Genomic DNA, 26,695 nt, shown 5'->3' on the forward strand with positions numbered 1-26,695 from the left:
CGTGAGAACGCCCGATGCCGACGCCGACGTCGGGCACACAGCAGGGCAGGCGACCGTCGTGGTCGTGGCGACCGTCGCCATCGGGTTGGGCGCCGCGATCGGCTTCCTCTACGGCTACCTGGCGGTGGCACTGCGGTCCGACCTCGGGCTGTCCCGCGGACAGGTGGGTCTCCTTGTCGGCCTCTACTTCGGCAGCACAGGGCTCGGCTCCATCGGCGGTGGCGTCATCGTCGATCGGATGGGCGCGCGACTGGCCGTGGTCGCCAACCTGGTCACGGTCAGTGCTGTGGCGGGGTTGATCGTGCTACTCGACACCTACCTGGTCCTGCTGGTGGCTTCCGTCGTCGCCGGGCTGGCCTACTCACTGGGAAACGCCGGCACCAACATGGCGATCGGCGTGGCGGTGGCACCGGCCAACCGGGGTCTGGCCCTGACCATCAAGACCGGTGGTGTGCCTGCCATGGCCACGATCGCGGCCCTGACCGCGCCCTGGGCAGCCGCACGGATCGGCTGGCAGCCCATCATCGGTGTCGTCGGCGTGCTGGCCGGACTGGTGGCCTGCGGTGCGATGCTGCTGTTGCCCACCGATCGTCCGCAGCGGGCCACGTCGCGGTCCGGGGTGTTGCCGTCGGGCTTCTACTGGTTCCCGGTCGCGTCATTCCTGCTGGTCGCAGGATCCCAGCCGCTGTTCAGCTGGTCGGTCAGTTGGCTGGAGGAGGTTCACGACACCTCCGTCGGTGCGGCCGGCGCCCTGTCGGCCGTCGCGACCGCATCCGGAGTGGTGGGGATGGTCCTGGTCGGCCGGCGCTCCGACGTCCTCGGCAGCTCGCGGCGCACAACCGTCATCGCGGTCATGGCGGCCGTCTGCTCCGTGGGGACGGTGGGGTTGGCGATCGGTGCGCGGGTGACGCTGGCCAGCGGTGTCGTCGCGCTCAGCGTCGCGACCGCGACCCAACTGGGTGCCATCGGCGTGATGCACGCGGCGGTTGTTGATGCCGCCCCGCAGGCGATCGGCCGCGGCTCCGGGGTGACCATGACGGGGTACTACCTGGGGGCGCTCATCTCGCCCACGGCCTTCGGCTGGCTGGTCGACATCACCGGCGACTACGGCGCGGCCTGGGCAGCGTGTGCCCTCGCCTTGATCGGTTCGGCGCTCGCCTTCAGCCGTGCCGGCAAACGGCCGTTGCCGGCCGAATCGACCGTTTGGTAGGTTCCGGCCCCATCTACGGAGGAAGGCAGTTTCATGTCCCTGGTCGGCGCGGCAGTCCTGCGCAAGGAGGATCCGAACCTGCTCGTCGGAAGGGGCACCTTCACCGACGACCTGCATCCGGCCGGCACGGCCTTCATGGCGTTCGTTCGGAGCCCGGAAGCGCATGCGCGAATCACGGGCATCGACACGTCGGCCGCCGCCGACATGCCCGGTGTGCACGGCGTGTGGAGCCTGGCTGAGCTCAGCCTGGGAGAGGGGGAGGGAATCCCACCACTCCCCGGTGTCCCCGGCCTGGAGCGGCCTGCTCTTGCCGACGGTGTCGTGCGCTTCGCGGGCGAACCCGTCGCGGTGCTGGTTGCGGACGACCGCTACCTGGCTGCGGATGCCGTGGAGGCCGTCGACGTCGACTACGAGCCACTTCCGGCTGTGGCGTCGATACCAGCGGCGCTGGCCGAGGACGCACCTCTCCTGTATGAGCCCGTGGGCAGCAACGTCGTGTTCGGGATCCCCTGGGAGGACGACGCCGAGGCCGAACTTGCGGCGGCACAGAACCGCACGTCGATCCGACTGGTGAACCAACGCTGCGCACCCGTGCCACTTGAACCCATGGTGATCCTGGCTGACGCGAGTGCTGAGGGCCTGACGGTCCACGTCACCTTCCAGGCACCACACCACCTGCGGACCAAGCTGGCCGGGTGGCTGGGCGAGAAGGAGCACCGCATCCGCGTCATCGCACCCGACGTCGGCGGCGGCTTCGGGTCGAAGATCAACTTCACCCCGGAACTGTTCCTGGCACCGCTGCTGTCCCGACAGCTCGGCCGTCCCGTCAAGCACTGTCAGACCCGCTCTGAGGCCATGCAACTCATGTACCACGGGCGGGACCAGATCCACGATGTCGAGGTCGGCTTCGACGACGACGGCCGTGTCCGCGCGCTGCGCAACATGATCTCCCAGAACGTCGGTGGCTACCCGGATCCCAACGGGATGGGCATGGCGGTTCTGACGACCTGGATGAGCGCAGGCTGCTATAAGATCGACAAGGTTGCTGCCGGCTTCCAGAACGTCGTGACCAACACGACACCCATTGCCGCCTACCGTGGTGCCGGCCGGCCGGAAGCCACCTACATGATCGAACGCGTCATGGACCTGGTCGCTGACGAGACCGGTCTCGACCCGGCCGATGTCCGTCGCCGCAACTTCATCGGACCCGACGAGTTCCCCTTCTCTCAACCCCATGCCGAGGCGGTCCACTACGACACCGGCAACTACGAGGCAGCCCTGGACAAGCTGCTCGAGATGCTCGACTACGACACGCTGAAACAGGAACAGGCGGCGCGTCGTGACGATCCTGACCGGCCGCTGATGGGCATCGGCATGTCCACCTGGGTCGAGATCGCAAGCTTCGGACCCCGCGGGTCACTGGAGGGCTTCGGTCACCTCGGCTCGTGGGAGTCCGCCAAGGTGCGGTTGCAGCCCGACGGCTCGGTGGTTGTCAATGTAGGCAGTGCGCCTCACGGACAGGGCCACGAGACCGCGTTCGCAATGATCGCTGCCGACGAGTTGGGGGTTGACTACGACAACATCATCGTCCGGGCCGGCGACACCGAGACGATGCCACAGGGCATCGGCACGATGGGATCGCGATCGGTGCCGATCGCCGGATCGGCGGTCAAGGCCGCCTCGGAGAAGATCCTGGTCAAGGCCAAGGAGATCGCCGCCCACCTCATCGAGGCCAACCCCGATGACCTTGAGCTCCGTGACGGGGGCTTCGGCGTCATAGGCAGCCCTGAGGATCATGTCAACTGGCAAGCGGTCGCCCACGCCAGCTTCCAGCCCGGCCAGCTGCCCGAGGGAGTGGCAGCGGGTGGACTGGACGAGCAGGTGTTCCAGGAGGTGCCGAACTTCACCTACCCGTCGGGCGCGTACGGCTGCGTCGTCGGCATCGACCGTGATACCGGCGAGGTGCGGGTGGAGCGGTATGTGCTGGTCGACGACTGCGGCACCGTGATCAACCCGCTGCTCGCGAAGGGGCAGGTCCACGGCGGTGCTGCACAGGGCATCGCGCAGGCGCTGTACGAGGCCGTGGTCTACGACGACGCGGGCCAGCCACAGACGTCGTCCCTGTTGGACTACCTGGCCCCGGCCGCGACCGAGTTGCCGGCCTTCGAGGAAGGTCGGGTATCCACCCCGACACCGGTCAACCCCCTGGGCGCCAAGGGCATCGGCGAGTCGGGGGCCATCGGCTCACCGCCGGCCGTCGTCAACGCGGTCGTCGACGCGCTCAGCCACCTGGGCGTCCGGCACCTCGACATGCCGCTGAGCCCCGAGAAGGTCTGGAACGCGATGAACGACAACGGAGCCACGTCATGACAGAGGTACGCATCTCCATCAACGGGGAGTCTCGCGACCACGATGTCGACCCGCGCACGTTGCTGGTCCACTACATCCGCGAGACGCGGCGCCTCACCGGCACCCACGTCGGGTGTGACACCTCCAACTGCGGCGCCTGCACGGTCCTGCTCGACGGTGCCCCGGTCAAGTCCTGCACGGTGCTTGCCGCGCAGGCTGACGGCGCCGAGATCACGACTGTTGAGGGACTGGCGACCAACGGGACCCGCTCGCCGGTCCAAGAGGGGTTCCGCCAGAAACACGGCTTGCAGTGCGGCTACTGCACGCCCGGCTTCCTGGTGGCCGCCACGGCCTTGCTGGAGGAGAACCCGGACCCGACCGAGCAGGAGATCCGTGAGGGCCTGGAGGGCAACCTCTGTCGCTGCACCGGGTACGCCATGATCGTGGACTCCGTCCGCTGGGCGGCCGAGCACCCCGAGGGTCATGTCCCCACCGACACCGCTGGAGCAGAGGTGGCTTCGTGATCCCGCCTGCGTTTGAGTACGTCCGCGCCGATTCAGCCGATCAGGCTGTGGCGCTGCTGGCCGACCACGGCGACGACGCCACGGTGCTTGCCGGTGGCCAGTCCTTGATCCCGCTGCTGAAGATGCGGCTGGCCGACCCAGGCGTGCTGGTCGACCTCGGTCGGGCAGACGATCTGCGCTACGTCACGGCCTCCGACGGCGTCGTCGCGATCGGGGCGATGACCAGCCATAGGACCCTCGAGACCGACCAGACCGTGGCCGATCACGCGCCGCTGCTGGCACACGCGGCCGGACTGGTCGGTGACCGGCAGGTGCGGTCGATGGGAACCATCGGTGGCTCGGTGTCACACGGAGACCCGGCGGCCGACTACCCGGCGGTGTTGACCGCTCTCGGCGGTGAGGTCGTGTTGCGAGGACCCGACGGGACGCGGACGGTGCCAGCGTCGGACTTCTTCACCGGCTTCCTGGAAACCGCTCGGGAAGAGGGAGAGTTGGTCACCGAGGTCCGGGTGCCGACGCATGACGCATTCGGGTACGCGAAGTTCCGCCGACGTGCGCAGGACTGGGCCATCGTCGGCGCCGCCGCGGCGAGGGTGAACGGCGGTGTCGGCGTCGCACTGATGAACATGGGTTCGACACCGATCCGTGCCTCGGCGGTGGAGTCGGCGGTCGGTGAGGGTGCGGGCTCCGCGGACGCCGCGAGTGTGGCCGCGGAGGGCACCAGCCCCACCGGTGATTCGCATGCCACGCCGGAGTATCGCCGCCACCTCGCCACCGTGATGGTCAGGCGGGCTCTGGACCAACTGGGCTGACCTAGTACGCCGGCTGGGGCCCGCGGGCATCCTGCCGCGGGACCCGACTACCGGGTGGCCTGACCGCAGTCCACGTGCAGGACGTGACCGGTGATCATGCGGGCGTTGTCCGAGGCCAAGAACAGCACGGCATCAGTGATGTCCTGCATCTCGGCCCGCCACTTGTCCCCGGGCAGGTTGCCCTGTTCGGAGAAGACCTCGAAGGCCTCGTCGGGGTCCATCTCCATGGCCTCCGAGAGCCCGAGGACCATGCCGGAGCCACCCTGTCCCTCACCTGGGCGGATCGTGGCGGGCGCGATCGCGTTGACGTTGATGTCGAACTCACTCAGCTCGGTCGCCCACGACTTCGTCAGTCCCACGACCGCGTGCTTCGAGGCGACATAATGGGACAGCATCGCATGACCGCTTCCGATGACGGCCGAGGAGATGTTGATGATGGTCCCGGACCGGCGACCGATCATGTCTCCGACGAGGTACTTCGCACAGAACATCGGCCCCTTGACGTTGGTGTCGATCACCGCGTGCAGGACATCGGAGCGGATCTCGTGAATGGTGTCGAGAGCGGCCATCCCGGCGTTGTTGATCAGTATGTCGATGTGTCCGAACTCCTCGAGTGCCCGTTCGGCCGCTGCGGCGACCGCGTCCTCGTCCCGTACGTCGCACTGCAGGGCAAGGCTTCGTCTGCCCTCCGCCCGCACCTGCTTCGCGGTCAGCTCCAGGTCTTCGGCAGTCGCGGTGGCGTACAGCGGCGGCATCGGCTCGCAGATATCCAGGACGGCGACGTCGCAGCCGGCCTTTGCGAGCTGACGAGCGTGGTTGGCGCCCTGGCCCCGACCCGCGCCGGTGACGAACGCGACCTTGTCCTTCAGTCCTCGTAGTTCGACGGTCATTTTGCCGGTCACACTCCTCGTTGCTCATCGTCGGTGCTCATGGGTGGATCGTCTTGCCTGTTGTCACTGGTCGAACACGATCGGGTAGGTCGCGAAGTTGGGCCGGGCCGAGGTGTCGTCCCAGCCGGGTGGGTGGTCGGGGTCTCGCCGAGCGCCGTGTGCCAACATCGCCCCGACCAGCTGCGGCACGACGCCGATCACGTGGTGGGCACGGTCGGCCGCGCCACGATCGGGGGTGGTGCCGCCGTCGAGTTCCATGCCGATGCAGACGTGCATGCCACCGCCGAAGCTGTGGCCCCAGCGCGGGACGCCCTCCGGCTCCGGGCGATGCGGATTGAACTCGGCTGCGTCAGGACCGAAGACGTCGGGGTCGCGGTTCGCAGCCATCAGGTCCATGATCACCCTGGTTCCCTGAGCGACAGCCAGGCCCTCCCGCAGAACCATGTCCTCGGTCGCCACCCGCCAGGCGACGGGGCTGGCAGGGTGCAGGCGGAGGCTCTCGTGGACGCAGCGTTGCATGAACAGCGGATCATCCAGGCAGCGTCTCCGGTCCTGCGGGTGCTCCTCGAACCAGGTCAGCAGGTCGTCCATGGCGTGGGTGAAGGCGTTTGCGGAGCTGTGCGAACCGGCCTGCAGGAAGAACGCGATCTCCCGACGGATGATGGCAGCTGCGGTGTCAGGATCGTCGGCCAGGTCGGACTCGTGGGCCAACAGGACGGTCAGCACATCCTTCGACAGCGACGCCTCGTCGATGGTGCCGGTTCGGACCTCGCGCAGCAGCGACCGGCGCCTCGCGATCGACGGCTGCAGGAACTCCTCGTCGAAGGCCGCTAGCGCCGTCGCGACCCGTTGCCGTACCGCGTCCCGATTCCCCGTCGCGTGGACCAGCGTTGCCCCCTCGCTGAACGTGAGGTCGAAGTGGTACAGCCGCTCGGTCTCAGCCGCGGTGCCCGCAGGTCGGTCCACGCCGGCTATCAACGCGGTCAGGTGCAGCGTTGCACGGTGACCGATGCCCAGGCAGTCCGCCCGACCGTTCGCCGCAGCCGGCTCCACCTCTTCGGCGATCAGCCGGGGAATCAGCTCGGAGTCGTACAGATGGAACGTCTCGCGGCGGAAGAGGCGGTTCTCGAGCCGGCGCCTGGACCGATGCGCGTCACCGTGCAAGGTCAGCAGCACGTCCCGCATGATGACGCCGCCCTCGTCGTACAACGCCTGCTTCAGCGACTTGCGGCGGAACGCACGCTGCACATCGTGGTAGGTGGTCAGCGTGATCTCGGACATGCGCGGTCAGACGTGGCTCAGGGTCTCGAGGTCATCTTCGGTCAGGGCAAGCTGCTGGGTCAGCGGGCAGGCGGCCAGGAACCGCACTTGCTCGGAGGGCCGGATGGTCCGCTCGGGGATCGGCCGTTCGGTGTCGACTCGAACCCCTCGACTGATGACGTGGGACAGCCTGGTCCTGTCCTGCAGTATCGAGACGTCCTGCAGCGGATCGCCGTCCACGACCAGCAGGTCGGCCCGGAACCCGGGCTGCAGTTGCCCGATCTCGCCGTCCATCTGCAGCGCCATGGCGCCGTTTCGTGTTGCGCAGAGGATCGCGTCCATCTCGCTGAAGCCCATGTAGGTGACCAGCATCTCGAGTTCACGGGCGTGCCACTCGCCGATCGGTGTGACCGCGAACCCGGTCTCGGAGCCGGTGAGCACGGTCACTCCGGCATCGTGGGCGCGACGGATCATCTTGGCGGTGGTCTCGATCTCGGCCCGAAACACCTCGATCAGTTCTGGGGCGCTGCCGATCCTGTGGCCGTAGTCGGCCAGGTTGCCCAGCAGGGTGAACGTCGGGCACAACGCCGAGCCGTTGTCGACGACGGCCTCCAGAGCCGCCTCGTCAATGTAGGAGGCGTGGTAGATCAGGTCCATGCCGGCTTCTGCGGCCTCTCTGGTCGAGGACGCGTTCCGACAGTGTCCTACGACCGGGATCCCCACGTCATGTGCGGTGTCGCAGACGGCCTTCAGTTCCTCCAAGGACCAGACCTTGATCTCGCCGCCTTTGCGGTTGGGCAGCAGGCCGGTGACGTGCACCTTGATCCAGTCAACACCGTGCTTGATCTGCTGCCGGACCTCGGTGACGATCTCGTCGATGGTCCGCACGACCACGGCGTAGCCGGTCCGGCCCTCGTCGGCGATCATCCGCCCGGCGGTGCCACCGATCGAGGTCATGAGCGCGTTGCCACCGGCCCGCATCCGAGGTCCTTCGACGATGCCCGACTCGATGGCCTCTCGCAGTTCCACGCCGATCATCCAGAGGCAGTCGGCATCGAGGACCCCCGTGACGCCAGCCCGCAGGACCTTCTGCGCGTTGTAGGCGCTGAGCATGGCGCTGTAACCCTGCGTGCGATGGTTGAACAACTCGTCGTTGCCGGTGGGTTCACCGAACGTGAGGTGGGTGTGTGCATCGATCAGCCCTGGCATGACGGTCTGACCGGTTGCATCGATCGTGGTCAGGTCGCCGCTCGTCCGTGCAGCCAACTGGTCCGCCTCGGAGCCCAGGGCCACGATCTCGTCGCCACGGAGCAGGACCGATGTGTCCGGACGCGCCGCCGCTCCGGTTGCGTCGATGACCGTTCCCCCGCTGATCAGCATGTGTCCCGACATCGGCGTGCTCCTTGCGTGGATGGCCCGACGAATCCTACCATCCGTTTGGTAAAACACGCCTGCGAGGACTGAACTGACGACCTGGCTGGGAGACCTGTGAGACGTGTGCTGGTGACGGGTGGGGCATCGGGCATCGGTGCCGCGACCGTCGCACATCTCGACGAGCAGGGGTACAGGGCGATCGCAGCCGACGTGACTCCCTCCGACGGGGTCGTGGCCCTGGACGTCACCGAGGAGTCCGAGTGGGCCAAGGCCATTGATCAGACCTGGCCGTTGGATGCCCTGGTCAACTGTGCCGGGGTCCGGACACGTGCGCCGATCGTCGACCTGACCGTCACAGACTTCGACCGGCTCATGGCCATCCACGTCAGAGGCTCGTTCCTGGGCCTACGCGAGGTTGCTCGCCGCTGGACCCGTGAAGGCCGCGGCGGCGCCGTGGTCAACATCGCGTCTGTTGTTGCCACACATGCGGTGCCGGGACAGCTCCACTACGTCGCGTCCAAGGCCGGGGTCGCCGGCCTGACCCGGGCAGCCGCCGCCGAGTTGGCTGGTGATGGGATCCGCGTCAACGCCGTCGCCCCCGGCGTCATCCGGACGCCGATGACGGCCGACCGCCTGGGCAATGCTGAGCAGAAGGCCTGGCTGGATCAGCGCGTTCCGCAACCCCGTGTTGGGGAGCCCTCTGACATCGCTGCCGCCGTGGCCTACCTGCTCAGCGACGACGCGGGGTACGTCACGGGCGCGGTGCTGCCTGTTGATGGCGGGTGGACTGCCACGTGAGTGCTGATACCTCGGCCGTGCTCGGCGTCGTGGAGCGCCATCTCGCCGCCGTCAGACACGGTGATGCCGACGCAATGGCGGCGGACTACGCGGCCGACGCCACGCTGCAGCGCGGTACCACGACCTATCGGGGGAGCAGTGAGATTCGTGGGTACTTCACCGGCGTCCCCGATCGGCTCCAGGGTGGGCGTGTCGCCTTCGACCAGCCGGTCGTGAGCGGCGCCGAGGTGACGTTCACCTGGCGCATTGTCGGGGGCCCGGCCGACGGACGTGGCGGAGAGGACCGCTGCGTCGTGGCCGACGGAGAGATCGTCTCTCAGACCGTGACGTTGCACGACCAGGACTTCTGACCAGCCAACCATCCGACCCACCAACCACGAGAGGAGCGGGCCCGTGTTTCGACACATCGTGCTGTTCACCTGGACTGACGCAGCGACCGACGATCAGATTGCCACCGCCATCGACGGCATCCGCGATCTGGCCAACCAGATCGACGGGGTCCGTCAGCTGACGGTTGGGTCTGACGCCGGTCTTGCGGCCGGCAACTTCGACGTCGCAACCGTGGTCGACTTCGCCGATGAGGCCGCCTACCAGGCCTACGCGGCCCATCCCGCCCACACCGACCTGATCGCCCAGCACCTCAAACCGATCCTGCAAGAGCGGGCGGCCGTGCAACACCAGGTGGTGACCCCATGAGCCTGCGGGTGGAGGTGGACAAGAGCCTGTGCATGAGCAGCGGGATGTGCGTCGCTGATCATCCGTCGGCGTTCCGCTTTGATGACGACCAGCTGGCGGAGACGACCGCTGGTGCAACCACGGCCGGCGACGACGACCTGCGTGACGCGGCGATGACCTGCCCTGCAATGGCCATCCTCCTCCGTGACGCCGACGGCAACCAGGTCGATCCCTTCGCCTGACGACTGGTCGAGGAGTTACACGACGCCGTCAGGGGTTACCGAATCCCAGTAGCCGGGCGGTGTTCGCGCGGATGTCGACCGTCAGGTCCCCGAGGTCCATCGCCGCGCCCTGGTCCCAGCCGGAGAAGTTGGTGCCGAAGACAATGCGGTCGGACCCGACCCTGTCGGCCAGCAGGCCCAGAGCGGCCGGGTCGTGCACATGACAGTCGAACCACAGGCGTGACAACAGCTGCCCGAAGACGCCGGGTTCGGCGAGCCAGTCCGGTGCCCACGGTCGCTTCTGGGCAGCCGCGTCCAGGCGCCCGAACAGGTAGGGCACGGCACCACCTCCGTGCGAGACACAGATGTCGAGATCCGGATGGCGGTGCAGGACACCGCCGTAGATCAACGTCAGGACGGCCAAGGTCTCCTGCGCGGCGAACCCGAGGAGCAGGTCCAGGTTCCATCTGGCCAGACGCGGATCCGCGGGCGGCCCGTCGATCCCGTCGGGTGCCGGATGGATGAACAGGGGGACCTCCAGCTCCACGCACGCGGCGTACAGCTCGTCCATGGCAGGATCGTCCAGCTGTCCGGCAGCAGAGTCGATGCCCACATAGCCACCCAGCAGTCCGAGTTCGGCCACCGCCCGGGAGAGTTCCCGGGCCGCCGCCGACGGCTGTTGCAGTGGGAGGGCAGCGAAGCCGGACAGGCGCTCAGGGTGGTCCGCGAGCAGCTCCGCCAACTCGTCGTTGTGTCGGCGGCAGAACGCAATCGCCTCAGCCGCGTCGATGTGGTGGAGGTAGGTCAACGGGTTGGGTGAGAGCACTTGGTGGTCGATGCCGGCGGCAGCCATGGCCGCCAGCCGCAGGTCGACCTCCATGAAGGGCGTGCCCCGGTAGGCCACGCCGTCCAGGACGTACTCGCCGACCTGGAAGGAGGGCGGCTGCTCGACCAGTGTTGGACCGTAAGTTCCGGCCGCGCCCATCGTGCCTTCGAGCACGACGTGGGCGTGGACGTCGATCAGCGGTGTTGTCGTGGCGTCGAACGACGACGCCGCCATCAGTCGGCGCCGAAGGCGACCGGGTATCGCGACCAGTACGGCCGCTTTGTGGTCGCATCCATCACGGGCTCGTCACCAGGATGGATGTCGGCTCCTCTGTCGATCATCCCCTGGACCGCGACGGGGACGAGGCCGTACAAGTGCTCGGAGAGATCCTCCACCTCGCCCTTGGGCAGCACGCCAGCGGCAAGATCCTGACCGATGCAGATATGCATCCCGCCACCGAACGACAGGCCCCACGGGGCGAGGCCGGCGGGGACCTCACGGTAGGGGTTGAACTCGGCTGCGTCGTCTCCCCACACATCGGTGTCGCGATTGATCGCCATCAGGTCGATGACGACCTTCGCGCCTTCGGGGATCTGCCGACCGCTGGATCGCAGCTCCACAGGCGCCAGGGCCCAGCGCATCGCAACGGGACTGGAGGGGAACAGGCGGATGGTCTCATGGACACAGCGCTGCAGGAACAGGCGGTCCTCGCGGATCTTGTTGGCATCCTCCGGGTGGGCGCGGCGCCAGACGAAGAGATGGTCGAGCGTGCGGCAGAAAGCTGTGGCGCTGGTGTGGGCCCCTGCCAGGAGGTAGAAGGCCACCTCCCGGCGGATGATCTCTCGCGTCAGTCCCAACTCCTCCTCGCCTTGGAGCAACAGGGTCAGCACATCCTTGGGCAGATCCTCCTCACCCGTCAGGCCGGCCTCCACCTGGGCCAGCACATCGCGGCGGTGGGCGATCGAGGGTTCCAGGAACTCCTCGTCGAACTGTTCAAGCGCCTCTGCGACCTCTGCACGCTTCGCATCGACGTCACCGGTGTAGTGGGCCAGCGTCGCCCCTTGGATGAACGTCATCAGGTAGTTGTAGAGGTGGAAGGTCTCCTCGGGGGTCTGCAGTGGTCGATCGACACCCGCCGTCAGCGCCGCCAGGTTCATCATGAGCTGATGGCTCAGCTTCACGAGTTCGGCCTCACCCTCGGCCTCGTGGGGTTTGAGCGTCTCCTCGATGACCGCCGGGAACAGACGCTCCTGGTAATCGAAGAAGACCTCACGGCGAAAGAGCCGGTTTTCCAGCCGCCGCCGGCTGCGGTGGTCGTCGCCGTGCAGGTTGACCAGGACATCGCCCATGACCACCTCGCCGGCGTCGTACAGCGCCTGCCGCAGATCCCTGCTGCGATACGCGTCCTTCGCTTCGTCCACGGTGGTGATCATCACGGGGTCATCGGCCATGTCACCAATCAACCGTTTGGTTCTGCGGGCGTCAAGGGCCGCTGGGTGCCCGTGGCGTCACGCGTCGGTAACGCCCAGACCCAGGCCGCCATCGACGACCATGACTGCCCCGGTTGTCCACTCAGCTCCGATCAGGTAGGCGACTGCCTCGGCGATCTCCTCCACCGCACCGATCCTCCCGAGGGCGTGCGCCGGCCCGAGGGACTCGAGTCGCTCCAGGGCCTGGTCAGGATCCGCGATGCCGGCCCGGACGTTGATCTCGGTGAAGACTGCGCCGGGACGGACGCAGGACACGCGGATGTTGCGACCGCCCAGCTCGGCAGCCAGCACGCCTGTCGCCGTCTCCAACGCGCCCTTGGTGCCGGCGTACGGTGAGGCACCTGGGAAGGCACGGGTCGTGTGCACCGACCCGAAGAAGATCACCGCCCCCTGGCGTGCCTCCAGGTGCGGCGTGCAGAGGCCGGTCAGGAGCAGCGGCCCGATCACATTGGACGCGAACACTGCAGTGAGCTGGTCCTCGGCCAGTTCCTCGATCTGGCCCCGGTACATGTTGGCGGCACCGTGCACAACGGCGTCGAGGCCGCCGCCGTGGGTCACCGCGGCCTCGACCAACCGCACCCGGTCGGCTGCTTCGGTCACGTCAGCTGCCACGGGCAGGCAGGCGTCGCCGAGGCCCTCGGCCACACCCTCCAGCTTCGAGGCACGTCGTCCGGCGATGGTCACCCTGGCGCCCCGCTGCACCAGATGCGCGGCCGTGCCGGCCCCGATCCCCGATCCGCCGCCGGTGACCAGGATGGACATCCCGTCGGGATCCCTCACGAGGATCGCTCCTGCTGCGCGCCACCAGCCTGGACAGGGGCACGGTGATGACCCTGCCGGGTCAACCACTGGCCGGCACGCTGAAGGATCAGACGATGTACGGCGTGATCGTAGGACTGATGATCGTGTCCCAGCGCGTCGAACACGACTCGGGCGCCGTCGGTCAGCGTGCGTGCCCAGAGCAGCGGGTGGTCGACAGCGCCGTGCGGGGAGGACAGCAGCGGAACGACATCCGGCTCGGTGTCCAGAAAGCCGTAGACCTCGTCGACGATCTCGAAGTCCTGGAGCCCAGCGACGATCGGATGCCGGTCGGCGTGGACCGTGACCGGTACCGCGGAGCCGAATGGAGGATGACTGGAGCGACTCCAGTTCCACGCGCCACCGACGATCTCGCCCCACTCCGGCCAGTCGTCGAAGCAGATGCACGCGCTGTGCATAGCCAGCAGCGGCTGGCCGGCGGCGATGTAGTCACGCACACCCCGCCGCGCCGCGCTCGACAGTGACAGCCCCCACTCGGCCCGTTGGGCGGCGTACCGCTCGACCCCATCCATCCGCCATCGCAGCGCGTTGACGGTGACCAGATCCCACCGCTTCGGGTCGGCGGAGAGGGCTGCGAAGGCATCGTCGATGTCGGTCGTGACGCTGGAGACGATCCCGACAGACTCAAGTACGTGAACAAGACGCTGCGAGGTCACCTCGAAGTCGTGGGCCACGCCACCGGAGACCAGCAGGTTGTGGAGTCGTTGGTTGCCGGGTCCCGTCACAACGTCTCACCGCGCTCCACGGCTGATGGGCGAGGGAGTTGGGAGATCATGTTGTGGGTGACACCGCCATCGACCAGCAACGTCTGTCCGGTGATGTACTCGGCGTCGTCGCTGCACAGGAAGCTGACGACCTGGGCGATGTCCTCCGGCGTCCCCAGTCGTCCGACAGGAACCCGGCTCTCACGGGCCCGGCGAAAATCCGGGTCTGCATAGATCGGTCCCGACATCCCGCCGTCGATGAGTCCGGGAGCCACCCCGTTGACCCGGATGCCGGCGGCGCCCCACTCGATCGCCATCTGGCCGACGAGTTGGTTCAGGCCCGCCTTGGACGCGGTGTAGGCGCCACTTCCCGGGCCTGGCACGACGCCGTTCATGGAGGTGATCGCGACGATGCTCCCTCCTGCTCCGGCATCAACCATTCGTCGCGCCCCCGCGCGACAGACGACGAAGGTGCCGGTCAGGTTGACCTCGATCACGCGGCGCCAGTCGGACACCGACAGCTCCAGGAGCTTGCCGAAGCGGACGATCCCCGCATTGGCGACAACAACCGAGGGGGGCCGCCCCAGTCGGTCCAGGGCGTCGTCGACCGCGGACTCGTCGCTGATGTCAACCTCCAGGGCCTGCCCTCCGACCAGCCGGCTCGCGACGTCACCTGCTCGGTCGCCGTCGATGTCGAGGACGGCGACCCCGTAGCCCCGGTCGGCCAGACTGGTTGCAATTGCTGCTCCGATTCCACCGCCGGCTCCAGTCACCACCGCGAGCGGCGTCCCGATCTCCACAATCACAGCTCCAGTCCAGCCACCATGGTCGAACGGGTTATCCGAGGAGGGCGGCTACGTGGTTGTCCGGCATACAACCAGTGGGCAGCACGTGGATCAACAGGCCCATGGGCGGTGCCTCCCCGGGGGAGGCAAACCGTGACACTGGTTGTCAGAGTTGGGCCTATACGGTCGCCGGAGACCACGGCCCAAGACCGGATATCCCTCATGCCCCACCCCACCCGCCACCCCGACGAGCAGCACGATCCGACCCGTCGCGGCTGCTCATGACCCCGCCGCGCGTCACCACGATCGGGGTGTACGAGTTCGACGCCGACTCGTTCCTGATGAGACTCCACGCCGCCGATGTCCGGCTCCTGCTGGATGTCCGGCAGCGGCGGGGTGTCCGGGGACCTCAGTACGCCTGGGCCAACTCGAAGCGGCTTCAGGACGCACTGGCAACGGCGGGGATCGCCTATCGGCACCACCGAGAGTTGGCCCCCACAACCGAGCTCCGACAACTGCAGTATGCCGAGGACGACCGGCTTGGCGTGGGGAAGCGCTCCAGGCGTGAGTTGGCGGCCGCCTACACGAAGCGGTACACGGCCGAGATCCTCGACCCGGTTGACCTGGACCCCCTCGTCGCGTCTCTTCCGGATGTGGGTATCACGGCGCTGCTCTGTGTGGAGCAGGATCCGAGGGCCTGTCACCGCTCACTCATCGCAGGTCGGTTAGCCGAGGAGCACGGCATTGCTGTCACACACCTTCTGCCCGAAAGAGGACCGGCCGTGTGAGGGTGCGCGCGGCGCCAAAGGCTGCGCCTGCCGTGGTGAGATCGGCCTCGTGTGCCGGTCCCGCCAGATGCTCGCGGCCAACGTCCAACTCGGCGAACCACAACAGGTCGACGTGATGGCACGCCGCCGGTGTGCCCTCGCTGTGCCAGGACGGGTCGGCCACCAAACGGTCGTGGCGGAGGACGGTCTTGTCCTGGTGGATCCGCTCCGCCCAGCGGTCTGCAGCTTCGAGAAGGGCGCCGGGCGAGCTGGCCGGGTGCAGACGCCAGCCGACCAGCAACTTGACAGGCTCCTCGGTCAGGCCCCGGTCGAGCAGCATCTCCCGCTCGGCCAGGACCACGCTGAACCTCGACTTGTCGACGAACCGGTCCTCGTCCGTACGCACAGCGCTGAGGTACTCGGGGCTTGAGAAGCCAGCGTCGTGGTCCTCGATTGAGTCGAACTCCAGCTCCGCGCACGCGTCGAAGCCCGGGTAGGGGAGGACGGGGTGGCCGGCGACCAGGATCTGATGGTTCTGGACGTAGCGGCGCAACCCCGGGATCCGGCTGGCGGCATCGGCGTGGGCGGTTCGCCAGTACTCCTGAAACGCCTCCGGTGACAAGTGCGGCAAGCGTGGCGCCATCGCCAGTCGGACCGTGACCACGGGCTATTCCAGGCTCAGGATGCGGGCCAGGTTGCCACCCAGGATCGCGTCGGTTTCGTCCTCTTCCAGCCCCAGTGCGCGGACGGCCTCGATCTCGGCCGCCGGGTCGGCCATGGGCCAGTCCGAGGCGAAGATCACCCGGTCCGGGCCGTGCCGCCGGACCAGGCCGGCCACCAGGTCCGGGTCCAGGGTGGCAAGCGACGGCGGCCATGAGGTGTCCAGGTACAGGCCGGGTGTCCCGACGACGACCTCCGCCGCCTCCTCGATCACCCGGTAGCCGCCGAAGTGGCAGGCGATCAGGTCCAGCCCGGGGAGCTGCCGGGCCACCTCGACGATCATGGTCGGGGTGCACCTCGCGGCCTTCTCTGGGTCGCCGGCCGAGCCGACGTGCACGATGGCGGCGAACTCGCCGCGCAGCGCGTCCAGCACCCGCAGGAGTCCGGGGTCGTCCAGCGCGTAGTCCTGGAACAGCGGATGGACCTTCACACCCCGCAGGCCATGCCGCCGCAGGCTGGCCACCAGCTCATCCGGGTCCGAGCGGGCGTGCGCCGAGCCGAAGCCGATGAATCGGTCGGGGTCCAGCGAGCCGGTGAACGTGTTGGCGGACTCGACCCGCTCGGCGGTGTTGGCCACGGCCAGGACCACGGACCGGTCGACCCCGGCGGCGTCCATGACCTCGACCAGCGATCCGGCGGTGCCGTCCCCGAACCGCGGCAGGTCGTCCAGCCCCGATCCGCCCAGCGCCCGGGCGGCCACGTGATCGGGCCAGACGTGGGTGTGGGCGTCGATGATCACAGCTTGTGCACCTCGCCACCGTCGATCGTGAAGGTCGCGCCGGTCACGAAGTTACTAAGCGGGGACGCCAGGTAGCACGCCAGCGGGCCGATCTCCTCCGCCCTTCCCATCCGGCCGGCCGGGATCTTGCGCAGCCGTCGCCGCAGGACCTCCTTGTCCCCGGTCACGGCCGCCTGGGCGTCGGTGTCGAAGGCTCCCGGTGCGATGGCGTTGACCTGGACGCCCCGGTCGGCCCACTCACCGGCCAGCGCCTCGGTGAACCGGATCACGGCGGCCTTGGTGGCCGAGTAGGCCGCCAAGACCGGCTTGCCCACGAGCCCCGACGTTGAGGCCACGGTGAGCACCTTCCCGCTGCCCTGGCTCAGCAGGATCGGCGCGGCGGCTTTGGCCAGGATGACCGGCGCCATCAGGTTCACGGCGACGGCCTGGTCCCACGCCCCCAGCGGCATGTCCTCGAACCTGCCGGCTGGGAACACGCCAGCGTTGCTCACCAGGGCGTCGAGCCGGCCGAGGGCGTCGACCGCCCGCCCGGGCAACGCGGCCACGGCCTCACGGTCCGAGACGTCGGTGGGGACCGCGACCACGGCACCACCCGAGGACACCTCCAACTCCTCCAGCACCGCGGCGTCCCGCGATGCCGCCACCACTCGGACCCCTTCAGCGACGAGCGCCTCCACGATTGCTCGGCCCAGCCCGCGGCTGGCCCCGGTGACGATGGCCACCTTCCCCTCAAGCATCAAGTCCACAGCTCGCTCCCGACCGCGTCGACCCTCGGGCACGGCTCGCTGCGCTGGATGCGGGCACGCATGCGTGAGTACGCCCGGCCCCAGCGGGTCAACTCACGCATTCGTCGACGCAACCGCACCGACTCGGGCCCCCAGGGCCGACCACCGCTCACGCAGGACCACCGCCCGAGGCCTCGCCGACCGAACCGCGACCCGACATCACCTCGTCCACTAACCCCTTCGCGATCCCCAGGCGCAGGACCTCCGAGGCGCCCTCGTAGATCCGCATCGGCCTGGCTTGCCGGTACAGCCGCTCGATCTGGCTGTCCTTGACCAGCCCCCAGCGGCCCATCACCTGCACGCAGCGGTCGACCACGCGCCCGGCGGCCTCCGACGCCGCGAGCTTGGCCATGGAGGAGTGGGGGAGCGCTGCCGCCGGATCCTCCCGCGCGAGGTGCGCTGCCCGGTAGGTGATCAGCCGGGCCTGCTCCACATCCGCCCAGCTGTCGGCCAGGAGGCTCGCCACCGCCCCCAACCTGGCCAGGGGCCGGCCGAACTGCTCGCGAGTCGCGGCGTGGCGGGTCGCCTCCTCCAGCGCCCGCTGCGCAAGCCCGACGGCGGCCCCCGCGACCGACACCCGGAAGACGGCCAGCGTGGCCAGGACGTGGGACAGCCCCTCGCCTGGCTGGCCGATCCGCGCGTCGGCCCCGAGCCTGACCCCGTCGAGGGTCACCTCGCCCAGGACGTGGGGTGCGATGATCTCCGGGGTCGGGCCGGTCGAGACCCCCGCCGCGTCCGCGGGGACCAGGATCAGCGACATGCCCTCGCCCCCGTCGCCGAGCGCCTCCCGCCCCAGCACGGTGTAGAAGCCGGCAACCCCGCCGTTGGAGATCCACGACTTCGGGCCGTCGACCACCAGGCTGTCCCCCTCGGCGGTGACCGTGGTCTCCATGCCCCGGAGGTCCGAGCCGGCCTCCGGCTCGGTCAGCGCCAGGCCCGCCAGCACCTCCGCTGTCGCGACCCGCGGCAGCCAGTGCGCTTGCTGCTCGTCGGTCCCCGCCCGGCTGATCGCGTAGCTGCCGATCCCCTGGAGTGCGAACAGCGAGTCCAGGTGCGAGGACGTCGCCATCAGCACCTCCCGCGCGACGCAGACGGCTACCGGGTCGACCTCGGCGTGCCGGCCACCCCACTGGGCGGGGACCGTCAGCTCGCACAGCCGGCTGTCCCGGAGTGCGTCCAAGACCCCCATGTGCAGGGTGCTCATGCCGTCGGCCTCGACCGCCAACGGGGCCACCACCGCTGCCAAGTCGCGCGCTTCAGCCTGCGCATCCTGCGCCGCGCGATCCAACGTGAAGTCCATGAGGCAGGTGACTCTACCAACCGATTGTTTGGTTAGGTAGGCTGCGGCAATGGCCGACGTGGAGACCGAGACCCGAGGCGAGGTCGCGTGGATCCGCCTCAACCGCCCCGACCGGATGAACGCCTACGACCAGGCGATGGCCGAGGCGCTGATCGAGGCGGTCCGCACCGCCGCCGATGCCGGGGTGATCGTCATCACCGGCACCGGCCGTGCCTTCTGCGCCGGTGGGTACCTGGCGAATCTCTCCGACCCGGATCCGGCGGAGCTGCGGGGCATGTTCTACGGCTCGCTGCGGTTCCTGGAGGAGATCCGGCTGTCTCCCCGTCCGGTCATCGCCGCGGTGAACGGCGCTGCTGCCGGAGGAGGCAACGAGTTGGTCGTCGCCTGTGACCTGGCCGTGGCCGCAAGCTCAGCCACGTTCGGGCAGACCGGTCCCAAGATCGGGTCGGCGCCCGTGCTCGGTGGCACCAACCTGCTGGCCGCCCAGATCGGGGAGAAGCGGGCCAAGGAGGTCTCCTTCCTCTGCCGCCGCTACGCCGCCGCCGACGCACTCGAGTGGGGCTGGATCAACGATGTCGTTCCCGACGCGGAGCTCGAGGCAGCCACCACCGCCCTGGCCGAGGAGCTGCTGACGATGAGCCCGCGGTACCTCGAGGTGGCCAAGATCTCCTCCAACGTGTGGTGGAACCAGGTGCGAGACAACTACGTCTCGGGCCTCGGGATGTTGGTCCAGGCGATCGGCTCGGACGACATGATCGAGGGGGCCAGCGCCTTCATGGAGAAGCGTCCCGCGCGGTGGCCGGGCAGACAGGCGCCGCCGACGTGACCCCCGCGACCTACCCACCCTTCGAGCCGTCCACGGCCGAGCGCGAGCTGTGGACCCTGCCAGCCGTGCTCCACGAGCAGGCCCGGACCCACGCCGACGCCGAGGCCATCCGGGTGCCGGAGGAGGGCGTGTCCCTCACCTACGCCGAGGTCCTGGACAAGGCGACCCGGATCGCGCAGCGGTTGCTGGCCGTTGCCGAGCCCGGTGACCGGGTCCTCATCATGGCCCCCAACAGCCTGGCCTACCTGCTCACGTGGTTCGGCGCGGCGCTGGCCGGGATGGTCGAGGTCCCCCTCAACACCGCCTACGAGGGCTCTTTCCTCGAGCACCAGGTCGGGACGGCCGCACCCACCGTGGCGGTGGTGGACGCCCCCTTCGCCGACCGGTTCGTGGCCAGCCGGTCGGCCTGTCAGTCCATCACCACCTTCTTCGTCGTCGGGGAGCACCCTAACGCGGCGTGTTCGACGCTGGCCGATGCGGGCTGGGAGGCGCGACCCTGGGACTCGCTCACGACCGCCGGCGTGGAACCAGCGGCGCCAACGCTCCCCGACGTGGGACCGACGGATCTGGCGGCGATCTTCTTCACCTCCGGCACCACGGGACCCTCCAAGGGCGTGATGATGCCCCACGCCCACATGTGGTTCTTCGCCGACGAGTGCGTCCACCTGACCCAGCTGACGGACCGCGACGTCTACCTCGCCTCCGGACCGTTGTTCCACGGCAACGCCCAGTTCCTGGCCTGCCTGCCCGCGCTGATCGCGGGGGCGACGTTCGTCCTCCAGCGGCGGTTCTCGGCCTCCGGCTGGACCGAGTGGATTCGCGACTCCGGCGCCACCGTCACCAACTTCGTCGGCGTGATGATGGACTTCGTCTGGCAGCAGCCCCCAGCGCCGGACGACGCCGACAACCGCCTCCGGTGTGTCTTCGCCGCCCCGACGGCCACCTACGTCGACGCCTTCCGCGAGCGCTTCGGCGTCGAGGCCTTCGTCGAGGTCTTCGGCCTGACCGAGACGGCCATGCCGATCATGACCCCCTACGGCGCCGACCGGCCAGCCGGCGCTGCGGGGCTGCACGTCTCGCAGTGGTTCGACATCCGCCTGGTCGATCCCGAGACCGACCGTGAGGTCGCGGTCGGCGAGGTCGGGGAGTTGCTGGTGCGCTCGCGTGAGCCGTGGACCTCGTGCCTCGGCTACTACCGCGAGGCCGAGCGGACCGTCGAGGCGTTTCGCAATCTCTGGTTCCACACGGGAGACGGGCTCAGGCGGGACGCCGACGGCTGGTACTACTTCGTCGACCGGCTGAAGGATGCGCTGCGCCGCCGAGGTGAGAACATCTCGAGCTACGAGGTCGAGGCCCCGATCCGCGAGCACCCGGGTGTCGCCGATGTCGCCGTCATCGCCGTCCCTGCCGACGTGGAGGCGGGGGAGGACGAGGTTATGGCCGTCGTAGTCGCGGAGGACCCGTCCCTGGACGCCGCGGACCTCTGGGCGTGGTGTGACCGGCGGATCCCGGACTTCGCGGTGCCGCGGTACCTCCGGTTCGTCGACGCCCTTCCCCTCACCCCATCGGAGAAGGTCCGTAAGGTGGTGCTGCGGGATGCCGGCGTGACCGGGGACACCGTCGATCGTGGGGCCAGGCACGAGACGGCCGGGGGCGTCGGCGAGGCCGTGGCCGGTGGCTGAGCCCGCGGCCCAGACTGCCGTCCACCAGACCGAGAATGGGGCCGTGGTGTGCGTCGACTCGGCCTACGACGCCGACGAGCGCAACACCGGCACCGACGTGGTGATCAGCGGCAGCTACAGCGGCGTGCTGCCTGCCAGGTTCGTCGCCACCCATCGGCCGCGGGCGGCGATCGGGCTGGACTGCGCTGTTGGTCCTGGCGGTGCCGGGATCGCGGGCCTGTGGTTCTACGAGGCGCTCGGCATCCCCGCGGCGGCCGCGGACGTGATGACGGTGCTGCTGGGCAACGGCGTGGATGTCTGGGAGAGCGGCGTCATCAGCTACGTCAACGAGCTCGCCGGTCAGGCGGGGGTCGAGGCCGGCATGTTGGTGGCGGAGGCAGCCGAGCTGCTGCTCGCCCACCGCCCGGAGGAGAAGGCGCCGGACGAGGTGACCAACCGCACCGTCCGGCACTCGACCGCGGACGGTGACGTCGTCTGCACGGACTCGATCGCCTTCGGGCTGCCGGAGGACCGGGACCGCAACGTCCTGTGCACCGCCGGCCACACCGGACGAAGCGCCGTCCCCTACCTGCGCCGGGTGCGGCCGAGAGCGTTCATCTGCTCCGACGGCGGAGGAGGCCGGGACGAATCGGGCATCGCCGGCCTAGTGATCGTCGAGGCCGACGGCCTCGCCGGAGCCACGGTCGACGCCCGGACGGCCGCCATGGGAAACGGCTTGAGCACCTACGACGACGGGGTCATCAGCGCGGCCAACACCAACGCCCGGGCCGTGGGCGTGCAGGTCGGGATGCCGGCGGCCGAGGCGGCTGAGCTGCTGCTCCAGGCGCCGCCGGTCGGTGGCCGGGAGCCGGGCGAGCCCGGCGAGCCGGAGTCCAACATCGACGAGGAGGAGTGACCACCCATGGCTGATCTGCTCGACACCGAGGACCACCCGCAGGACGAGGTGGCCCGGCACGGCGAGTACCGCGTGATGGCCATGGACTCGGCGCGGTATGTCGACGCGTCGAACACGGGCTCTGACGTGGTGGTCCCCGCGTCCTACCTCGGCGTGCTCCCGGCCCGCCTGATGGCGCCGCACCGGCCGCGCGCCGTCATCGGTCACGACGGCCGGATCGGGAAGGACGGTGCCGGCATCCAGGGGCTCTACTACCTGGAGGCGCTGGGCATCCCTGCGGCGGCGGCCGATGGTGCGACGGCCGAGCTCGGCAACGGCCGGGACCTGTACGACGAGGGGGTGATCTCGCGGGTCAACATCCTGGCCGAGAACTGCGGGGTGACGCCGGGCATGACGGTCGTGGAGGCTGCGCGCCTGCTGTGCGAGAACGACCCCGGCGCCACCGAGCCGGGCACGCGGATCCGGCGTGAGGTTGTCGAGACCGGACCGGACGGGCGCCAGGTGGTGGTGACCGACTCGATCATCTTCGCCCGGCCGGAGGACCGCGGGCGCAACGTGCTGGTGACGGCGGGGCACACCGGGACCTCCGGGGCTTCGTTCCTGCTGGAGTTCCGGCCCTGGGGGTTCATCTGCTCCGATGGGGGAGGGGCGAAGAACGACTCCGGCATCGCAGGCCTTGACATCGTGGCTGAGCACGGTCTGGCTGGTGCGTCGGTGGACGGGCAGACGGCGGCGCTCGGAGATGCCTTCTCCAGCTACCACGACGGGATCATCGCGGCGTGCAACGAGCCCGCCCGAGCCCGGGGCGTGGAGGTGGGAATGCCGGCGGCCCGCGCGGCGAGCTTGCTCCTGGCGCACCCGCCGGCAGGCGACGGCGGAGGCTCGGCGTGAGGGGCGTCACACCACCGGTACCGCGAGTCGACCGGACGACCCGGACACCCACGTGATCCTGGACGCGCAGCCCGAACGGCCGGCCCCGGTGGCCACCGACCTCGGTCGGCCGTTCTGGGAGGCCGCCAGGGAGCACCGGCTGGTCCGACCGGTGTGTGACCGGTGCGGAGAGGCGCACTTCCCTCCGCTGCCCGCGTGTCCGCACTGTCAGTCGCCGGCGTGGACCTGGACCTCGTCGGTCGGGACGGGGACCGTGCACAGCTGGACACGCCTCCACCGCGCCCCCGAACCGGGCTTCCCCGCGCCGTACGTCCTGGCCGACGTGGACCTGGACGACGGTTGGAGCATGCTGACCAACATCGTCGGGGCGGCGGAGGTGACGATCGGCATGGGCGTCCGGGTGGCCTGGCTGCCGGTGGCCGACGGCGCGGTCCTGCCCGTCTTCGTGCCTCTGGGAGGCGGGGCATGAGCCGGTCGACGCGCCGGCGATTGGACACGATCGTGCAGATTCCCACGCATACGTGGGTTAGACCCCGATCGTGCGGGATAACCCGTGGGCGATTGGACACGATCGTGCAGATTTCCACACATACGTGGGTTAGGCCCCGATCGTGCACCACCACGGCGCAGCCGGTCGAGGGGACCGGCCGATGAACATCGGGCTGGCCATCACGCGCAGCGCCCGGCGGTACCGCGACCGCCTCGCGGTCTACGACGGTCCGCGCCAGCTCACCTGGACCGAACTCGACCGACGATCAAATCAGCTGGCCAACGCCCTGCTGGACCACCACGGCCTGGGCAACGGCGACCGGGTCGCCATCCTCCTCCCCAACCGGCTGGAGGTGTGCGAGGCCCTCGGCGGTGTCACCAAGGCCGGCCTGGTCTACGTCGGCCTCAACTTCCGGCTGGCCTGGCCCGAACTGCAGGCCATCCTCGACAACGCCGAGCCCCGACTGATCATCACCGACGCGGAACACCGGTCCCTCGCCCAGCAGGCGGCCGACCACCTCGACATCCCACTGGTCGACGTCGACGACCCGGGATACGACGACCTCCTCGTCCGCGGGGCGACCACCGCACCCCACACGCTGCACACCGTCCGGCCCACCGATGATGCGCTGATCGTCTACACCTCCGGCACCACGGGCACCCCCAAGGGCGTCTGGTTCGACCATCAGCGGGTGATCCTCCACGCCGTCGTCGCGGCCATCGAGTACGACATCACCGCCGACACCCGGTACCTGACGGCCATCCCGCACAACTCGAGCGTCCACATCACGCTCGTCCCGTGCGTCACGATGGGCGCCGCCATCGGGTTCACCGACAGCCGCTCGTTCGACCCCGCGCGCTGGGCCGCCGCCGTCGACACCGCCCGGGCGACGCACAGCTACCTGGTCCCGACCCAGCTCTACCGGCTGCTGGACGCCGACCCCGGCGGGCTGGACTCACTGGAGATGCTCGGCTACGGCGCCGCCCCGATGTCCCCCGACAAGGTGGCCGAACTGATCGACCGGTACGGCCCCATCTTCAGCCAGCTGTACGGCATGGCCGAGATCGCCTCGATCGGCACGATGCTCCGCCGCCAGGACCACGTCGAGGCCCTCCGCCACGCCCCCGACCGGTTGGGCTCGGCCGGCCAGCCCTCCTACGCGATTGACGTGCGCGTCGTCGACCCCGACGGGCACGACGTCCGAGCGGGCCAGCGCGGCGAGGTGATCTTCGGCGCGGGCTACGTCATGAAGGGCTACTACCGCGACCCGGAGCGCACGGCGCAGACGCTGAAGGACGGCTGGGTGCACTCCGGCGATGTGGGTGTGGTGGACGACGACGGGTTCCTCCACATCGTCGACCGGATCAAGGACCTGATCATCCGCGGCGGCCACAACATCTCCCCGACGGAGATCGAGGCGGTGATCCACCGGCACCCCGACGTCCTCGAGGTCGGCGTCATCGGCGTCCCCGATGCGGAGTGGGGCGAGCGCATTCTGGCTGTCGTGGCCCCTCGTCCGGGCATGACCGTCGACCAGGCCACGCTCCTGGGGTGGATCGACCAGCAGGATCTGCCCTCGATCAAGCGACCCCAGGCCGTCGAGGTGGTGGAGGCGCTGCCCAAGAACGCCGTCGGCAAGGTCGCCAAGAACGAGCTGCGGGCCGCCCGCTGGCGTGGGGACCGGAGGGTGTGAGCGCCCCCGAGATCGTCATCGCCGGTGTCGGACTGACCCAGCAGACCCGGTTCGTGGACCGGCCCGTCGTGCCCCTCCTGCTGGAGGCCACGACGGCAGCGCTTGACGACGCCGGCATGGCGATGGGCGACATCGACGGTGTGGCTGCTCGCTGGCCCGGCCCGGGCGGTACGACGTTCCACCCCGGCTCGGTCGACTGGACCGGTCAGCTCGGGATCCCCCTCCGCTGGGTCCAGGACACCTACCCGCAGGGCATCCCCGCCGTACTCGATGCCGCCGCCGCCATCGGCGCCGGGTACTGCACCACGGTTCTGATCGTCGGCGGCCAGTCCGGCGGACTCGGGCGAGCCGGTGGGCGGGTGGCGACGTACACCCGTCCGGACAACGAGTTCGTCACGCCCTGGGGAGCCTTCACGTCCGCCCACTTCGCGCTGATCGCGGGCCGCGCCGTCCAGCGCCGACCAGAACTGCGCCAGGCCATGGCCACCGTCGCAGCGACGATCCGCAACCACGGCCACGACACGCCCGGCGCGGTGATGGAAGGGCGAGGGCCCTACACCGCGGAGGACATCCTGACCTCGCCGCTGGTCGCCGAGCCCTTCCGGCGGCTCGACCTCTGTCTGGCCAGCGAGGGAGCGGCCGCGCTGATCGTGACCATGGCCGAGCGAGCGGTCGACCACGCCCAGCACCGACCGGTCCACGTCGTCGGCGGCGGGATGGAGTGGCACCGCCAGCAGTACGTCGCCCCGCCCCGGTCCGACGAGGTCCGCACCGTGGGCCAGGCAGCCGCCCGCCGCGCCTTCGATCAGGCCGACGTGACCCCGGCCGACATCGACGTCGCGCTGCTGTACGACATCACCAGCTTCGAGGTGCTTCGGCAGCTGGAGATCCTCGGGTTCTGCAGGCCGGGCGAGGCGCCGGACTACGTGGCCGACGTCGGGATCGGGCGCGACGCACGGCTGCCCGTCAACCCCCACGGTGGCCTGCTGGCATTCGCGCACATCGGCTGGGGAGGTCCCCAGTTGCCGATCGTCGAAGCGGTCCTCCAGCTCCGCGGAACAGCGGGAGCCCGCCAGATCGAAAGCGCCCGGACGGCCGTGGTGACCGGAGCAGGCAGCGGGGCCCAGTACCACAACACCCTGGTTCTGCGGGCCGACCGCTGACCCGGCT

28 protein-coding genes are annotated in these 26,695 nt (G+C 69.2%); 16 read left to right on the forward strand and 12 right to left on the reverse strand.

The genetic code is table 11. The annotated features are described in order from the left end of the window. Position 1 precedes the first annotated feature (1 nt). The 4 genes from C1746_RS07630 to C1746_RS07645 are packed head-to-tail and all read left to right on the forward strand — an operon-like array spanning position 2 to position 4,895. Entirely contained in the window at positions 2-1,210 is a 1,209-nt protein-coding gene (locus C1746_RS07630; RefSeq protein WP_116714035.1) for an MFS transporter, read from the forward strand. Positions 1,211-1,243: 33 nt separating this feature from the next. After that, positions 1,244-3,580: a xanthine dehydrogenase family protein molybdopterin-binding subunit gene (locus tag C1746_RS07635; protein ID WP_116714036.1), complete on the forward strand. Its 2,337-nt coding sequence runs from the start codon at positions 1,244-1,246 to the stop codon at positions 3,578-3,580. Next, complete coding sequence (locus C1746_RS07640) at positions 3,577-4,083, forward strand: (2Fe-2S)-binding protein (protein WP_116714037.1); 507 nt, start codon at positions 3,577-3,579, stop codon at positions 4,081-4,083. Before C1746_RS07635 ends, C1746_RS07640 begins: the two co-directional genes overlap by 4 nt. Next, entirely contained in the window at positions 4,080-4,895 is an 816-nt protein-coding gene (locus C1746_RS07645; protein ID WP_116714038.1) for an FAD binding domain-containing protein, read from the forward strand. The genes C1746_RS07640 and C1746_RS07645 overlap by 4 nt, the downstream gene beginning before the upstream one ends. A 47-nt stretch (positions 4,896-4,942) precedes the next feature. On the opposite strand, the gene C1746_RS07650 is transcribed toward C1746_RS07645, so the two are convergent. From C1746_RS07650 to C1746_RS07660, 3 genes are all read right to left on the reverse strand, one after another. Further along, positions 4,943-5,785, reverse strand: a complete 843-nt coding sequence (locus tag C1746_RS07650) for an SDR family NAD(P)-dependent oxidoreductase (RefSeq protein ID WP_116714039.1) — start codon at positions 5,783-5,785, stop codon at positions 4,943-4,945. 63 nt (positions 5,786-5,848) lie between these two features. Continuing rightward, positions 5,849-7,066 carry a cytochrome P450 gene (locus C1746_RS07655; RefSeq protein WP_116714040.1) on the reverse strand — a complete coding sequence of 406 codons (1,218 nt, stop codon included), beginning with the start codon at positions 7,064-7,066 and terminating at the stop codon, positions 5,849-5,851. 6 nt (positions 7,067-7,072) lie between these two features. Then, complete coding sequence (locus C1746_RS07660; RefSeq protein WP_116714041.1) at positions 7,073-8,437, reverse strand: metal-dependent hydrolase family protein; 1,365 nt, start codon at positions 8,435-8,437, stop codon at positions 7,073-7,075. 96 nt (positions 8,438-8,533) lie between these two features. Here C1746_RS07660 and C1746_RS07665 point away from each other — a divergent pair, with 96 nt between their 5' ends. The 4 genes from C1746_RS07665 to C1746_RS07680 are packed head-to-tail and all read left to right on the forward strand — an operon-like array spanning position 8,534 to position 10,134. Continuing rightward, complete coding sequence (locus C1746_RS07665) at positions 8,534-9,217, forward strand: SDR family NAD(P)-dependent oxidoreductase (RefSeq protein ID WP_162867507.1); 684 nt, start codon at positions 8,534-8,536, stop codon at positions 9,215-9,217. Further along, a complete protein-coding gene (locus C1746_RS07670; RefSeq protein WP_116714043.1) occupies positions 9,214-9,567 on the forward strand; it encodes a nuclear transport factor 2 family protein in 354 nt (117 codons plus the stop codon). Before C1746_RS07665 ends, C1746_RS07670 begins: the two co-directional genes overlap by 4 nt. A gap of 43 nt (positions 9,568-9,610) precedes the next feature. After that, on the forward strand, positions 9,611-9,913 hold the full coding sequence (locus tag C1746_RS07675) for a Dabb family protein (RefSeq protein ID WP_116714044.1): 303 nt from the start codon (positions 9,611-9,613) through the stop codon (positions 9,911-9,913). Next, on the forward strand, positions 9,910-10,134 hold the full coding sequence (locus C1746_RS07680; RefSeq protein ID WP_116714045.1) for a ferredoxin: 225 nt from the start codon (positions 9,910-9,912) through the stop codon (positions 10,132-10,134). Before C1746_RS07675 ends, C1746_RS07680 begins: the two co-directional genes overlap by 4 nt. A 28-nt stretch (positions 10,135-10,162) precedes the next feature. Here C1746_RS07680 and C1746_RS07685 read toward each other — a convergent pair whose 3' ends face one another. From C1746_RS07685 to C1746_RS07705, 5 genes are read right to left on the reverse strand one after another with little or no spacing between them, the layout of a single operon-like run. After that, entirely contained in the window at positions 10,163-11,173 is a 1,011-nt protein-coding gene (locus C1746_RS07685) for an amidohydrolase family protein (RefSeq protein WP_116714046.1), read from the reverse strand. Then, complete coding sequence (locus tag C1746_RS07690; RefSeq protein ID WP_116714047.1) at positions 11,173-12,390, reverse strand: cytochrome P450; 1,218 nt, start codon at positions 12,388-12,390, stop codon at positions 11,173-11,175. Before C1746_RS07690 ends, C1746_RS07685 begins: the two co-directional genes overlap by 1 nt. 57 nt (positions 12,391-12,447) lie before the next feature. After that, positions 12,448-13,209 carry an SDR family NAD(P)-dependent oxidoreductase gene (locus C1746_RS07695; RefSeq protein ID WP_205711763.1) on the reverse strand — a complete coding sequence of 254 codons (762 nt, stop codon included), beginning with the start codon at positions 13,207-13,209 and terminating at the stop codon, positions 12,448-12,450. Continuing rightward, a complete protein-coding gene (locus C1746_RS07700; protein ID WP_116714049.1) occupies positions 13,206-13,973 on the reverse strand; it encodes a ThuA domain-containing protein in 768 nt (255 codons plus the stop codon). Before C1746_RS07700 ends, C1746_RS07695 begins: the two co-directional genes overlap by 4 nt. Then, positions 13,970-14,758 (reverse strand): SDR family NAD(P)-dependent oxidoreductase, encoded by a 789-nt coding sequence (locus C1746_RS07705; RefSeq protein WP_205711764.1) that lies wholly within the window; start codon positions 14,756-14,758, stop codon positions 13,970-13,972. Before C1746_RS07705 ends, C1746_RS07700 begins: the two co-directional genes overlap by 4 nt. A gap of 260 nt (positions 14,759-15,018) precedes the next feature. On the opposite strand from C1746_RS07705, the gene C1746_RS07710 reads away from it, so the two are divergent. Then, entirely contained in the window at positions 15,019-15,525 is a 507-nt protein-coding gene (locus C1746_RS07710; RefSeq protein ID WP_116714050.1) for a DUF488 domain-containing protein, read from the forward strand. Here C1746_RS07710 and C1746_RS07715 read toward each other — a convergent pair. The 4 genes from C1746_RS07715 to C1746_RS07730 all read right to left on the reverse strand — a co-directional run bounded on the left by C1746_RS07715 (position 15,488) and on the right by C1746_RS07730 (position 19,048). Further along, entirely contained in the window at positions 15,488-16,135 is a 648-nt protein-coding gene (locus C1746_RS07715) for an EthD domain-containing protein (protein ID WP_162867508.1), read from the reverse strand. The genes C1746_RS07710 and C1746_RS07715 overlap by 38 nt on opposite strands. A 36-nt stretch (positions 16,136-16,171) precedes the next feature. Further along, on the reverse strand, positions 16,172-16,963 hold the full coding sequence (locus C1746_RS07720) for an amidohydrolase family protein (protein ID WP_116714052.1): 792 nt from the start codon (positions 16,961-16,963) through the stop codon (positions 16,172-16,174). Next, positions 16,960-17,700, reverse strand: a complete 741-nt coding sequence (locus tag C1746_RS07725) for an SDR family NAD(P)-dependent oxidoreductase (RefSeq protein ID WP_240598953.1) — start codon at positions 17,698-17,700, stop codon at positions 16,960-16,962. The genes C1746_RS07720 and C1746_RS07725 overlap by 4 nt, the downstream gene beginning before the upstream one ends. A 157-nt stretch (positions 17,701-17,857) precedes the next feature. Beyond that, a complete protein-coding gene (locus C1746_RS07730) occupies positions 17,858-19,048 on the reverse strand; it encodes an acyl-CoA dehydrogenase family protein (RefSeq protein ID WP_116714054.1) in 1,191 nt (396 codons plus the stop codon). A 49-nt stretch (positions 19,049-19,097) separates the two neighbouring features. Here C1746_RS07730 and C1746_RS07735 point away from each other — a divergent pair, with 49 nt between their 5' ends. From C1746_RS07735 to C1746_RS07765, 7 genes are all read left to right on the forward strand, one after another. Then, on the forward strand, positions 19,098-19,874 hold the full coding sequence (locus C1746_RS07735; RefSeq protein ID WP_116714055.1) for an enoyl-CoA hydratase/isomerase family protein: 777 nt from the start codon (positions 19,098-19,100) through the stop codon (positions 19,872-19,874). Beyond that, the gene (locus C1746_RS07740) at positions 19,844-21,556 is read left to right on the forward strand and encodes an AMP-binding protein (protein WP_205711765.1); all 1,713 of its coding nucleotides are present in this window, start codon (positions 19,844-19,846) and stop codon (positions 21,554-21,556) included. Before C1746_RS07735 ends, C1746_RS07740 begins: the two co-directional genes overlap by 31 nt. Then, positions 21,549-22,451 carry a hypothetical protein gene (locus tag C1746_RS07745; RefSeq protein ID WP_205711766.1) on the forward strand — a complete coding sequence of 301 codons (903 nt, stop codon included), beginning with the start codon at positions 21,549-21,551 and terminating at the stop codon, positions 22,449-22,451. Before C1746_RS07740 ends, C1746_RS07745 begins: the two co-directional genes overlap by 8 nt. A gap of 6 nt (positions 22,452-22,457) precedes the next feature. Then, positions 22,458-23,342: a hypothetical protein gene (locus tag C1746_RS07750; protein WP_205711767.1), complete on the forward strand. Its 885-nt coding sequence runs from the start codon at positions 22,458-22,460 to the stop codon at positions 23,340-23,342. Between the two features lie 52 nt (positions 23,343-23,394). Next, on the forward strand, positions 23,395-23,811 hold the full coding sequence (locus C1746_RS07755; protein WP_205711768.1) for a Zn-ribbon domain-containing OB-fold protein: 417 nt from the start codon (positions 23,395-23,397) through the stop codon (positions 23,809-23,811). 181 nt (positions 23,812-23,992) lie between these two features. Beyond that, on the forward strand, positions 23,993-25,525 hold the full coding sequence (locus C1746_RS07760) for a class I adenylate-forming enzyme family protein (RefSeq protein ID WP_116714056.1): 1,533 nt from the start codon (positions 23,993-23,995) through the stop codon (positions 25,523-25,525). Next, entirely contained in the window at positions 25,522-26,688 is a 1,167-nt protein-coding gene (locus tag C1746_RS07765; RefSeq protein WP_162867509.1) for a thiolase family protein, read from the forward strand. Before C1746_RS07760 ends, C1746_RS07765 begins: the two co-directional genes overlap by 4 nt. Positions 26,689-26,695: the final 7 nt, after the last annotated feature.

Origin of the sequence: Euzebya tangerina (assembly GCF_003074135.1) — a bacterium.
Lineage (GTDB): Bacteria > Actinomycetota > Nitriliruptoria > Euzebyales > Euzebyaceae > Euzebya > Euzebya tangerina.